Genomic DNA, 12342 nt, shown 5'->3' on the forward strand with positions numbered 1-12342 from the left:
GACCGCGGATCACATCCGTTGTCCACATAGGACAGCCCGGGGATCGACCCATCCAGGTTGCCACGGAAGGCTGGATCCATGACCCTTTTGAAGCTCACACTGTCCGCGATCCTGGCCCTCGCACTTTCGGGCGGAGCCGCGGATGCCACGCCCTCGGCCCAAGGGCACTGGAGTTGGCCGCTCTCCCCCAAACCGTCCGTCCTGCGGACGTTCGACCCGCCGGACAAGCCGTGGATGAGCGGGCATCGCGGCGTGGATCTAGGACCAGCGCCCGACGGCGGACAGGTCACCTCGCCGGCGGACGGCGTGGTGACCTTTGCCGGCGTCGTGGTCGACCGGCCGGTCCTGACAATTGATCACGGCGACGGATTGCGGAGCAGCTTCGAGCCACTGACCAGCGGACTGAAGCCTGGCGATGCCGTGCGCAAGGGGCAGGCCCTTGGCACCATTGAGCCTGGCCATTGCGGCAGCGTCACTTGCCTGCACTGGGGAGTGCGGCGCGGCGAGGACTACGTCAATCCGCTGGACTTCGTGCAGGACATGCGGCCATCCGTCCTGCTGCCACTGGAATGAGCCCCCGCCGCTTCGTTGGGGTAGCTAGACGATCGCCGATACTCCGGTGATTGCCCTGCCGGTCACCAGGGTGTTGATTTCGTGCGTGCCCTCATAGGAGTAGATGGCCTCGGCGTCAGAGAAGATCTTGGCCATGCCGTAGTCAGTGACGATGCCGTTGCCGCCCAGGATGCTGCGCCCCAAAGCGACGCTTTCACGCATGCGGGCAGTGGCGAAGGCCTTCGCCAAAGCGGATTGCTCGTCCTTGGCCACTCCCGCGTCCTCAAGCTGGGCCAGCCGGACCATCATGCCCATGGAGGCCACAGTGTTTCCGAGGATCTGGACCAACTGGTTCTGCACCAGCTGGAACGCAGCCAGCGGGCGGCCGAACTGCTGGCGCTCCACGGCGTAGCTCCGCGCGACGTCAAAAGCCGCCATCTGGAGTCCGACTGCCTGCCACGCGACGGCCAACCGGGTGACCTTCAGGACCTTGTTGGTGTCGCGGAAGCTGTTACCGTTGGCCAGCTTGAAGAAGTCCGGAACCACTACATTGTCCAGCGTGATATCCGCGTTCTGCACGGTGCGCAGCGAGATTTTGTTCTCGATCTTGCTGGCGGAGTAGCCGGGCAGCGTGGTGTCCACCAGGAACGCCTTGACTTGGTTGTCGGCTACGTCCTTGGCGTAGATGACTACCCAATCAGAGAAGGTGGCATTGCCGATCCAGCGCTTGGCACCGTTGAGGATCCAGTGATCGCCGTCGCGCCGGGCGGTAGTGCGGGTTCCACCGGCTACATCCGAACCGCCGAGGGGCTCAGTCAGGCCGAAGGCACCAATCTTCTTGAGGGAATAGATATCCGGCAGCCAAGCATCCTTCTGCTCCTGCGAGGCCAGCGCCTCAATGGACCCGGTGAAGAGCCCGTCGTGGACACCCATGAACGTGGCAATGGAGGCGTCCGCACGTGTCACCTCCGCGTGGAGCATGCCTGCGAACAGATTGGAGTAGCCCTGCCGCCGTACCGGGCTCACCAGGTCGAGTTCGCCAAGCTTCGGGATGAGGTCCATAGGGAATTCGCCGCGGTTCCAGCAGTCAACCGCAATGGGCTTCACCTCGCGGGCCAGGAAATCGCGGACCTCCGCGAGGCGGTCCTGCTCCTTGGCCGTCAGCATTTGCTCGAAGGCGTAGAAGTCACCATCGGCATACGGGAGGGTGGTGGCATCGAATGCAGCGTTGGACATGTGGGCTCCTTCAAGGTGGTCACCTGCGACCACGTCTGGATTCCGGAGAGGCCGCACGATCCAGGGGTCAGCTGGGCGGCCATGTTACCGGCGGGTAATAAGTTACTGAGCAGTAACTTACCGCAGGTGCTCCGGTTCCCGCAATGCTCGGGCTACTTTGCGTGACGGGCTGTGCTACAGGAGTCGGCTGCGCGGAACCACGGGCCACGCGACGGGACACTGCTGCGCAGAACCACGGGCCACGCGACGGGACACTGCTGCGCAGAACCACGGGCCACGCGACGGGAGTCGGCTGCGCGGAACCACGGGCTAGAAGGCCTTAAGCATGAAAAAGCCGCAGCCCACAATCCAGGATTGTGAGCCACGGCTTCAGTGCTAAATGTAGGGCTACTCGGACTTGAACCGAGGACCTTAGGATTATGAGTCCCGCGCTCTAACCAGCTGAGCTATAGCCCCGTGAAACCCGGACCATCCGCCAATAAACGGCTGTTCCGGGCAAAGCACTCCAGCAATTCTAATAGGTGCCAGGGTGTGCTTTGGTCACACCACCATGTCCTCGTACGAAGCACCCCGGTAGAGGTCCTCGAACGTCTGGAGGGTGCCGTTGATGCTGTGGGGCTCCACCATCTCGCGGCTGAGCTTGCCCATGGCCTTCAGTTGGTCCTCGGGCAGTTGCAGGAGCTTGGTGATCTTGGCTGCGAGCTCACCGCTGTCGTTGGGCGTGAACAGGTACCCGTTTTCACCGTCGCGGACCAGGTGCGGCAGCGCCATGGCGTTGGCCAGCAGCACGGGCGTGGAGGCGGACATGGCCTCGAGCGTCACCAGCGACTGGAGTTCGGCAGTTCCGGGCATGCAGAAGATGTCGGCCTTGATGTAGGCCTCGCGCAGGTCTTCGTCGCTGGCGAGCCCAAGGAACTTCACCCTGTCCCCCAGCCCAAGCTTGGCCACCTGCGCCTCGAGCGCCGGACGGACCTCACCGCCGCCAACGATCTCCAGGTGCACATTGAGCTCACGGGGCGTCTTTGCTACGGCGTCGATCAGTACATCAACGTGCTTTTCCTCGGCCAGGCGACCCGCGAAAAGGACCGTGGGGTAGCTGTTCGGTTCAATCGATTCGCCCGGCTGGAGTTCGTAGGCGGCCGAGTCGATGCCGTTGGACAGCGGCAGGACCTTGCGCAGGAAGGCGTGCTGGTGCATGGCCTTGGCAGCAAGCGGCGTGGGCGTGGTGACGACGTCGGCCTGGCCCATGACCTTGCCCATGTCCTTCCACGAAATGCGGCCCACGATGTCCTTGAACCACTGCGGGAACGGCAGGAAGGGGTTCAGGTTTTCGGGCATGAAGTGGTTGGTTGCCACGATGCGGATGCCGCGCTTCACGGCCTCGTACAGGACGTGCTCACCAATCATGTAGTGGCTTTGGATGTGGACCACGTCCGGCTGCACCTTGTCGAACAGCAGGCTGATTTCCTTCTTGATTTCCCACGGGAAGCAAATACGGAAGTACTCGTGCGTGAAGACGCCGTGGGAGCGAAGGCGGTGGACCGTGGCTTCGTCGCGGAACTCCGTGTAGCTCTTGCCCTTGTCCTGCCGGCAGGCCAACACGTGTACGTTGTGTCCTCGTGCCGTCATTCCCTTGGCCAAGCGGTAGCCGAACTGGGCGGCGCCGTTGACGTGCGGCGGATAGGTGTCTGCCGCGATCAAGATGGTGAGGGGTTTGTTGGTGTCGGGAATGGTCACGTGGAGAACTCCTGATGGTCACGGTGCGGACAGCGTTGCTTGTGGCAATGCTGCGGTGTCGCCGGGTTGCCGCCCGCAAAAGCGGTGGCGCAAGGGCAAGACTTTGCCCTAAGCCTTCCGGTTGGCCGCTGCCTTCGCGTCCTTCTTGCGTTTGGTGACTTCCGGATGGTGCCTGCTCAGGGCAATAACCCCAACGATAGCAAGCGTTGCCGCTGCAGCCATGGCTATCGCCATCACGGCGTGCACATCGGGACGAAGCTCACCCAGGATCACAATGCCGATGGCGATGCCCACCATGGGGTCGATAACTGTCAGTCCTGCGATCACCAGGTCCGGCGGCCCTCCGGAGTAGGCACTTTGGACAAACCAGGAGCCCAGGCCACCGGCGGCAACGATGGCAATCAATGTGTACCACTGGACGTTGAGCAGGAAGAGCCCGTTGGGGTCCAGCAGGTGCTTGCCGATGATGCGGGTCAGCACCGCCACGAACCCGAAGAGGACGCCGGCGCCCAGGATATAGACGAACGCGTTCATGCGGTGCTTGAACAACACGGCGAGCGTTCCAAAGATGCCCACAGCCAGTGCGAGCAGCAGCACGATGGTGAGCTCGTCCTCAGCGTTCACATGATGGTTTTCCTGGGTCACGAATACTGCAAGCAGCACGAAGAGCGCGGAACCGGTCACGCATGCGCTGATGGCCACCACGGTGGCACGGTTGATGGTGAGGCCCTGGTCCTTTGCATTGACCACGGTGGTGATAACCAGCGCGATGGCCCCGATCGGCTGCACCACTGTCAACGGGGCCGACACCAGCGCTATAGCGTTCATGACCATGCCGAGGGCAAGGAACAGCAGCCCCAACATCCAGCGTGGGTTGCGCAGGAGCCGCAGGAAACCGTTGGAACTAAGGGCCAGCCCGCCGGTATCCGCCTTGACCGCGCTGCCCTGCCGTTGGGCACCAATGGCCAGGAAGAATGCGCCAAGTACCGCCAGGAAAACGGCTAGCCACACCATCAGCCGTGTCCGCCGTCGTTGGTTTTCAGTTCTTTACCCTTACGCAAGATGGCCCAGAAATAGTTGTAAGCAGCAATCCAGTGGCCTACCAGTCCGAGGCCGAGGAAAGTCCACGCCCCCACGAAGTAGACCTCTGTGAACGGGACAGGGAGCTTGGACAGGACCAGCAACGGCGTACCCACCAGCAACAAAGCCGTTCGGATCTTTCCGATGATGCTGACCGGCAGGTCGGGGTGGCTGCGGAAGTAGATCAGCGACGCGATTGCCAGGATAGCGTCCGGCACCAGCAATGCCGCGAGGTACCACCACTGCACGACGCCGGCGATCGCCAAGGTGAAAGCGACGGCCAGGAGCGCGGCCCGGTCCGCCATGGGGTCAAGGATCCTGCCAAGCTTGGACGTCTGGTCGAAGCGCCGGGCGATGTACCCATCCACCCAGTCCGTGCTGCCCATGATGATCAGCACCAGGACAGCGAAGCCATACTCCTGTTCGGAGAGCACGAGCCACACGAACAGGGGCACACCCATGAAACGCAGGACGGTGAGGATGTTGGGGACGGTGACGATGGAATCATGGTCCACCTGCGGCCGATCCGGGTGCGAGCCGGCACCGATCAATTTCATCTTGTCCCCCTTTCCTCATGTCCAGTGTTCGGTGCTGCCGGCTGCTGCTACTTCTGCAGCAACTTCCTCAATGCAACAACGAAGACGACTGCAGCCGTGGCGAATGCTGCGAGGTCCTTCCAGCGGGCGGCGAGCCGCTCGCCCAGGCTCTGCGGTACGGAAGCGTTGATGTCCGCGAGCTTGGCAGCAGCGAATTCCCTGCCCTCCTGGAACTTGCCGTTGGCGCTTTCCAGCAAAGCCTGGCCTTGCTTCTTGACGTCCAACTGCTCGCCCAACTCGTCGCGTACACCCGTAAGGTGCTGGCGGCGCTTCTTCAGGCGGGACCGAAGTTCGGCTTCCGTGGGAGCCTTGACGGCGTCGGCTTCCTTGGCAGCTTCCTTCGCTGCCTTCTCTGCCTTGGCCTTCTGCGCGGCGGCTTCCTTCTCGGCCTTGGCAGCCTTTGCTGCCGGGGAGTTCGGATCCAGGATGGACTCGTCGAAGGCCGAGCCTTCCTTGGCGATGCCGAGATCATGCTTGAAGCCGCGGATGGTGTCTTCAGGTACCAACGGCATGGCCTTCTTGAACTTGGCGATGCCTATCAGCGCAGCGATGGCAACCACCACCAGGAAGAACGCCGCAACGATCAGTGCGGCGAGCCAGCCGGGCATGATGGTGGCCAGGCCAAGAATCGCGGCAACTACCAGCGCGATCACCAAAAGTGCCAGGAAAACCAGTGCCACGCCAAAGAAGGCGCCTGCGACGCCAACTTGCGTTGCCTTGCGTTTGAGTTCCACCTTGGCCAAGGCAATTTCGTCGTTGATTTGCCTGGGGGCCAACCGCGCAACGAGCTTGAGGGTCTTCGGCAAAGTACGAATGGCTGGTCCTTGACTGGTCCGGCCGGTGTGACGTCCACTCATGGGTTCCGCCTAACTGCTTCCTCTGGGCATCGTGAGGGCGAACGCGGCCGGATAGGGATCGCCGCGCGCACCTGTCCACAAAACTATCATTCAGGTTCCTTCTCAACTTTCGGAGCACGCTCCGGCGCGCCCGTCATAGGCCCAATAAATATGATCTAGGCCATAGGATTGATGATCGTGACCTCTCCAACAGCTCCGGGCGATTCCCTGAGCCGACGCGAAAAACTTGTCTACATCCTCCTGCTGGGGGCCCTGACTGCTTTGGGTCCTTTCACGATCGATCTCTACCTCCCGGCTTTCCCTGCCTTGGAAAAGAGTTTCGACGTCTCAGCAGCTGCTATCCAGCTCACCCTGACCGGGACTACCGTTGGTTTTGGTCTGGGCCAGTTGGTAGTGGGACCTTTCAGCGACAAGGTGGGTCGCCGACTGCCGCTGATCCTGGCCACGGCCGTCCACATCGGTTCCTCCCTGGGCGCCGCCCTGTCGACGGACATCGGCATGCTGTCCCTGTTCCGGGTGCTCATGGGCATTGGTGCCGCCGGTGGTGGCGTGGTGGCCATGGCGATGGTCCGGGACCTTTTCCACGGCTATTCAATGGTCAAGATGTTCTCCCGGATGTCACTGGTCAACGGCCTGGCCCCCATCCTCGCGCCCGTTATCGGCTCCCAGTTGTTGTTGGCGTTTCCCTGGCCGGGCATTTTCTACTTCCTGGCGTGTTACGGCCTACTGGTGATCCTGGCATCGATCTTCTTCATCCGTGAGACGCTTCCGGCTGACCAGCGGGGCAAGTCCAGCAGCACTGTGGTCCAGCGCTACAAATCGGTCCTGGGTGACAGGATCTTCGTTGGCATGGTGATGGTGGGAAGCCTGAACTTTGGTGGACTCTTCGCGTACCTTTCGGCCTCCACTTTCCTGTTCCAAAAGGTCTACGGCTTCTCCCCCCAGGAGTATGGCCTGCTCTTCGGCATCAACTCGCTGGGCATTGTTGCAGGTGTCCAGATCAGCTCACGACTCATTCGACGCGTGGCTCCCCAGTGGATCGTGGCCGGAGCAACCCTCTTCATGGTGCTGATGGCCGCCCTGATCATCGTCCTTGATCTGTCCCATGTTGGATTGTGGGGCATCCTGATTCCGCTGTGGTTCTACATTTGCGCAACTGGTTTCATGTTCCCCTGCGTCCAGGTGCTGTCCTTGGCGAAACACGGTGCACAGGCCGGCACCGCGGCGTCCCTCTTGGGCGCTTCCCAGTTCATGATGGCCGGCATTGTCCCTCCCATCGTCGGCTGGCTCGGCGTCGGCTCCGCAGTGCCCATGGGATCAGTGATGGCTGTGTGCCTCAGCGGGTCCATCGCGGCCCTGTGGCTGGTGGTCCGTCCCCGGACGGTCCCCTCCATCCACTAGCAGCGAGCCCGTAGGCTGTGAACATGACCAAGAAACCGCACCGCAACGGCCGTGGCCTCTTCCTCGGCGCCATGCTCGGTGCTGTCGCCGGTGCCCTGATCGGCCGCGCCGCCGGGAGCGCACTGTTCGGTGCCATTCTCGGCGCAGTCATCGGCGCTGCCGTGCTGTACCGCGTCAATCCGGGCCCCTGGAAGCGGGACTAGGCCGACAACCGAAGGCCGCGACACCCCCGACCTCTCCCCCTGCGGCTTCCCGCAAGGCAGAATGGTGGCCAACCGGGCTAACCGGTGCCTGACCGGTGAAGGGGACATCACATGAGCACGGCTGTGGCATTCAGGGGTACCCTTCGCGGCGTGGCCGCCTTGCGGAGGTTGCCACTGACGTTGGCTCTGGCCGCCCTGCTGTGGCTCCTGGGTATTGCCACGGGGAGCCTGCTCAACGGCCCCAGCGTTGACCTCCTGGATCAGGTGGGCCTCGGCCTGGCCGTGGAGCCCGGGCCTTGGTGGTCCGTTTTCACTTCCGGGTTCTTTGCCTCTTCCCTGCTTGACTACGTTGCCTGCACGGCGGCGATCTTGCTGGGCGTGGGAATCGCCGAGCGCGTCATGGGCCCCTGGCTTGCCCTTGCAGCTTTCGTCGCGGGCTCAGCCCTCAGCGCCTTGGTGCTGGTGGGGCTGGTGACCTTCGGAACCGATGCCAGCGACCAATGGCTCAGCTTCCTCGGCGGCGAATACGCGGTTGGCGCCTATGGCGGGGCTGCCGCCGCCTTGGGATGTTCGACGGCGGCCCTCGACTCCCTGTGGCGTCGGCGGCTGCGGACGTGGTTGCTGGCCGCCACGCTGATGTTCGCGCTTTTTGTCGGCGTCGCCCAGACCCTCCAGGCTCTTGCCGGTGCCGTGATCGGTATCCTGGCTGGCTGGGCCATCCAGTCCCTGGCACTCCGCCGCAGGGAAGGATCCTTTCATTCGTCCAGCCTTCGGGAGACCAGGTTCCTGATCGGCACTGTGGTGGGGGTCTTCGCCGTCGGGCCTTTGCTGACGCAACTGACCGGCACGTGGGAGGTCGGGCCGCTCTCGGTGGTCTCCGAAGTCATGCTCCAGGCAAGCCCGGACGCGGACGAAGTCCAGGAAGCCTGTGGCAACGACAGGAACTGCGTGACCCTGCAGGGGATCGTGGGTGTCCAAAGTTTCGGCGCGGCCATACTGACCCTGATCCCGGTCCTGCTTCTGCTGGTCTGCGCTGAAGGGCTCAGGCGTGGCCGTCGGCTCGCCTACCGCCTGACGTTGGTCATCCAGGCGTACTTGGCCGCTGTTACCGTCCTGTCGATTCTTCAATACGTGACAGATCCCGAGGTCACCATGGGTGATGACGACTTCGGCTACCTGCTGCTGTACGCAGTACCGGCAGTCCTGGCCCCGGTCATCATCCTGACGCTGCTCCTGGGAAACCGGCACAAGTTCCGGGTGGAGTCCAGCGATGCCGGATACCGCACCCTGGGGCGGACCACGCTCGCCCTGGCCGTCGCCGCCGTCGTGCTGTACATCGTTTTTTGGTTCCTGGAGGGCAACCCGGGACGGTCCACCCTGCTGGACCTGGCCGGGCAACTGACCCATATCCTGGTTCCGTTTCCCGTGCCCTTCGTTGTCGCCCTGCCCCAGGGGCTGCTGAGCACCGTCCTTTACGGCTTGGGCGGAGACATTATTTGGCTGTGCATCCTGGTGCTGGTTCTGAACAACTTCAGGCGGTTCCGGGCAATAGCCACCGATCCTGCCGCGGACCTGGGACATGCCCGCGAACTGCTGCATGACGGTGGCGGCACCCTGTCGTGGATGACCCTGTGGGACAACAACCAGTACTGGTTCACTCCGGACCGGCGCGCCGGCGTGGCCTACCAGGTCCACAACGGGGTCGCTTTGACGGTAGCCGGGCCGATTGGGACCAAGGAACATCACGGGGAGGCAGCCACGGGATTCCTTGGCCATTGCTCCCGGCTGGGGCTGATCCCCTGCTTCTACTCGGCGACGGATGAGCTGGATGCAGCGCTTCTCCCGCAGGGCTTCAGGAAACTTGAAGTGGCGGAGGAGACACTACTGAACGTGCAAGCGATGACCTTCAAAGGCAAAGAGTGGCAAAACGTCCGCACGGCATTGAACCGTGCGGACAAGCTGTCCATCAAGGATTACTGGTACCACTACCGGGACATGCCTCCCGGGATCAGGGCGCAACTGGCGGAGATCTCCGAGGAATGGGTCGCAGACAAAGCCCTCCCCGAGATGGGGTTCACCCTTGGCGGCCTGAACGAACTCAAGGATCCGGAGGTCCTTTGTTGCGTGGCGGTGGACGACGACGGACTGGTCCATGGAGTGACCAGCTGGCTGCCGGTCTTCAGCAACGGCTCCATCACCGGGTGGACCCTGGACTTCATGCGGCGCCGCACCACGGGATTCAAGGGCGTCATGGAGTTCCTCATCGCCTCTGCAGTCACCCATGTCAAGGAGAACGTCCCCAGCATTTCGCTGTCCGGGTCGCCCCTCGCCAACAGCGGCGCGGGCACGGACGACGGCGACCACAGCGCGTTGGACCGGGTCCTGGCGCTGCTGGGCAATGCGCTGGAACCCATGTACGGCTTCAAGTCCTTGGCCGCCTTCAAGTCCAGGTTCCAGCCCGAACACCGGACGTTGTACATGTACTACCCGGACCCGCTGGCCCTGCCCGCCATCGGCATCGCCGTAGGCTCGGCCTACCTGCCGGGCCTCTCCCCCTCCCAAAGCGCGGGACTTCTCCGCCAGATGGTTGCCAGGGAGCCAGCAGCATGACATGGAGGAGGGTAGGACGACGATGAATACCATCCTGAAGATCGAGATCAGCGGCCCTGCCGTGATGACAATCGCCGCGGTGATCGGAATGGCCTTCTTCCTGGTGCTTTTCCTTAAGCCATCGGCCCGGTGGGCCCTCACTGCGGTGCTCGCCGTCGCCGTCGCCGTCCTGGTGGGCTGGTTGACGGTGTGGATCGTAGAGGACGTCATGGACGTGTTCCACGTTGGACTCACGCCACGGGTATGGTTCTGGGCACTGGCCTGCTTCGGTGGGCTGGGTCTGGCCGTGGTGAGCTTCCGGCGCAGCCGACCCTGGCGAAAAGTAGTGGCAGCGGTATCCATTCCCGTGTTTGCCTTGGTGGCCGCCCTCGGCATCAACACCGAGTTCGGACTGAACAAGACGTTGGGTTCGGCGCTGGGCATCTCCACTGAGGGCACCATCCATCTCAGCAAACCTGACCCTAACGCCTCCAATCCGGCCGGTCCCCTGTGGCAAAACTGGAAACCGCCGGCCAACATGCCTGCCCACGGTAAAGCCGGAACCCAGGTCATCCCTGCCACGTCTTCAGGATTCAATGCACGTCCTGCGGGGATCTACCTGCCTCCCGCAGCCCTGACGGAGAATCCGCCCAAATTGCCCCTGTTTGTGCTGATGATGGGCCAACCAGGGCTCCCCGACCCGCAATACGTCTCTGCGGCCCTGGACGAGTTCGCTGCAAAAAACAACGGACTGGCCCCCATCGCGATCGTCGCGGACCAAATCGGCCCGGATCAGGATGACACGCTCTGCCTGGACACCGCCAAGTATGGGAACGTCCAGAAGTACATCAACGAGGACGTCGTCAACTGGGCCAAGGCCAACCTGAACATCCTGACCGACCGCGACCACTGGACCATCGCCGGGTACTCCAACGGAGGGCAGTGCGCAATCTCGTTCGCGGTCAAGTACCCCGATTTGTGGGGCAACGTGGTGGACATCTCGGGCGAGGAATTCCCCGGGGCAGAGGATCCTGCCGGCAACCTGGCCGAGATCTTCGGAGGCAACCAGGCCGCCTATGACGCACAGAAGCCCATCAACATCATGAGTGGCAAGCAATTTCCGCATACAACGGCGGTCTTCACGGCCGGCTCCGACGACATCGCCTACGTGGCGGCGGCCAAGGCCGTCTCCGCTGCGGCCCAGGCTTCCGGCATGGCGGTCACCTACTATGAGGTACCTAATGGCGGACACGTGGGAATCGCGCTGAACGATGGCCTCACCAAGGGCTTCGAGGTCCTCTATCCCCGGCTGGGGCTGTCCCGGTAGCGTCTGCCCTTTTCCGGGCATCGCCCTGGCGATAAAGTTAAGGTGTGCCACATTGGCAAGAACTGCAGCCGCTTCCGGCACCGTGGCAGCGGCGGGATGAGCGCATCCTGCCCCTGTGGTGGGACCGGCTGTGCTCGGTCACCAGTGCGCAGTCGGCAGCCCTTTACGCGGCGGGACTCTTCACGGACGACCGCCGGAGACCCATAGCCCAGTGGTACAACCCGGAAACCGACGCCGCGTTGCTGGTTGCCCCCGAAACCTCGCCCGAGTGGCCTGTCCAAAGGTTCGGCATCTTCTACGCGCCACCGGGGGGCGGCTTCACCCGCGTGTACTCCGCCCCGCACGAATGGCATCCCCGTGAACCCAGGACACCGCCCACCGAGCAGGAATCGTTTGCGGCGGCTGTCACCGAGGCTGCGCGCTTCCTGCAGGTGGAAATGGATTTCGTCTGAAAAAAGCGGACCCCGCACCAGCGGTAAGCCGGTACGGGGTCCTGATGCTCCTCCGACTGGACTTGAACCAGTAACCCTTCGATTAACAGTCGAATGCTCTGCCAATTGAGCTACGGAGGAATGAAGCGCCTATGACTTTAGCAAAGGTTTTACCCGAATGCGAAATCGGCTCCCGATACCCTCCCGGGGTATGAAAAATACCCCCGTTCCGGCTAACCGGAACGGGGGTATTGCGCGCTCCTCCGACTGGACTTGAACCAGTAACCCTTCGATTAACAGTCGAATGCTCTGCCAATTGAGCTACGGAGGAAT

The 12342-nt window shown here is 62.7% G+C and carries 11 protein-coding genes and 3 tRNA genes; 6 read left to right on the top strand and 8 right to left on the bottom strand.

Translation table 11 applies throughout. From position 1 onward, the window contains the following. The first annotated feature begins 78 nt into the window (after positions 1–78). Positions 79–573 (top strand): M23 family metallopeptidase, encoded by a 495-nt coding sequence (locus tag AC5RU9_RS12765; RefSeq protein WP_494016730.1) that lies wholly within the window; start codon positions 79–81, stop codon positions 571–573. Positions 574–597: 24 nt separating this feature from the next. On the opposite strand, the gene AC5RU9_RS12770 is transcribed toward AC5RU9_RS12765, so the two are convergent. From AC5RU9_RS12770 to AC5RU9_RS12795, 6 genes are all read right to left on the bottom strand, one after another. After that, complete coding sequence (locus AC5RU9_RS12770; RefSeq protein ID WP_211711725.1) at positions 598–1788, bottom strand: acyl-CoA dehydrogenase family protein; 1191 nt, start codon at positions 1786–1788, stop codon at positions 598–600. 382 nt (positions 1789–2170) lie between these two features. Next, a tRNA-Ile gene (locus AC5RU9_RS12775) sits at positions 2171–2244 on the bottom strand. Positions 2245–2328: 84 nt separating this feature from the next. Further along, the gene (locus tag AC5RU9_RS12780) at positions 2329–3525 is read right to left on the bottom strand and encodes a glycosyltransferase (protein WP_211711660.1); all 1197 of its coding nucleotides are present in this window, start codon (positions 3523–3525) and stop codon (positions 2329–2331) included. Positions 3526–3633: 108 nt separating this feature from the next. After that, a complete protein-coding gene (locus AC5RU9_RS12785) occupies positions 3634–4539 on the bottom strand; it encodes a DMT family transporter (RefSeq protein ID WP_494016731.1) in 906 nt (301 codons plus the stop codon). Further along, positions 4539–5162, bottom strand: a complete 624-nt coding sequence (locus tag AC5RU9_RS12790) for a CDP-alcohol phosphatidyltransferase family protein (RefSeq protein WP_211711658.1) — start codon at positions 5160–5162, stop codon at positions 4539–4541. Before AC5RU9_RS12790 ends, AC5RU9_RS12785 begins: the two co-directional genes overlap by 1 nt. A 47-nt stretch (positions 5163–5209) precedes the next feature. Continuing rightward, complete coding sequence (locus tag AC5RU9_RS12795; protein WP_211711657.1) at positions 5210–6058, bottom strand: phage holin family protein; 849 nt, start codon at positions 6056–6058, stop codon at positions 5210–5212. 171 nt (positions 6059–6229) lie between these two features. Here AC5RU9_RS12795 and AC5RU9_RS12800 point away from each other — a divergent pair, with 171 nt between their 5' ends. The 5 genes from AC5RU9_RS12800 to AC5RU9_RS12820 all read left to right on the top strand — a co-directional run bounded on the left by AC5RU9_RS12800 (position 6230) and on the right by AC5RU9_RS12820 (position 12030). Next, positions 6230–7459: a multidrug effflux MFS transporter gene (locus AC5RU9_RS12800; RefSeq protein WP_494016732.1), complete on the top strand. Its 1230-nt coding sequence runs from the start codon at positions 6230–6232 to the stop codon at positions 7457–7459. Positions 7460–7482: 23 nt separating this feature from the next. Beyond that, positions 7483–7662, top strand: coding sequence for a YMGG-like glycine zipper-containing protein (locus AC5RU9_RS12805; RefSeq protein WP_211711655.1), 180 nt, complete (start codon positions 7483–7485; stop codon positions 7660–7662). 111 nt (positions 7663–7773) lie between these two features. Beyond that, positions 7774–10272, top strand: coding sequence for a bifunctional lysylphosphatidylglycerol flippase/synthetase MprF (locus AC5RU9_RS12810; protein WP_494016733.1), 2499 nt, complete (start codon positions 7774–7776; stop codon positions 10270–10272). Positions 10273–10294: 22 nt separating this feature from the next. Beyond that, positions 10295–11578, top strand: a complete 1284-nt coding sequence (locus AC5RU9_RS12815) for an alpha/beta hydrolase (RefSeq protein ID WP_494016734.1) — start codon at positions 10295–10297, stop codon at positions 11576–11578. A gap of 44 nt (positions 11579–11622) precedes the next feature. Beyond that, on the top strand, positions 11623–12030 hold the full coding sequence (locus AC5RU9_RS12820) for a hypothetical protein (protein ID WP_211711652.1): 408 nt from the start codon (positions 11623–11625) through the stop codon (positions 12028–12030). A gap of 47 nt (positions 12031–12077) precedes the next feature. On the opposite strand, the gene AC5RU9_RS12825 is transcribed toward AC5RU9_RS12820, so the two are convergent. Beyond that, positions 12078–12150, bottom strand: a tRNA-Asn gene (locus tag AC5RU9_RS12825). 117 nt (positions 12151–12267) lie between these two features. After that, positions 12268–12340, bottom strand: a tRNA-Asn gene (locus tag AC5RU9_RS12830). Positions 12341–12342 lie beyond the last annotated feature (2 nt).

This window comes from Arthrobacter sp. B0316-5-4, assembly GCF_059090325.1.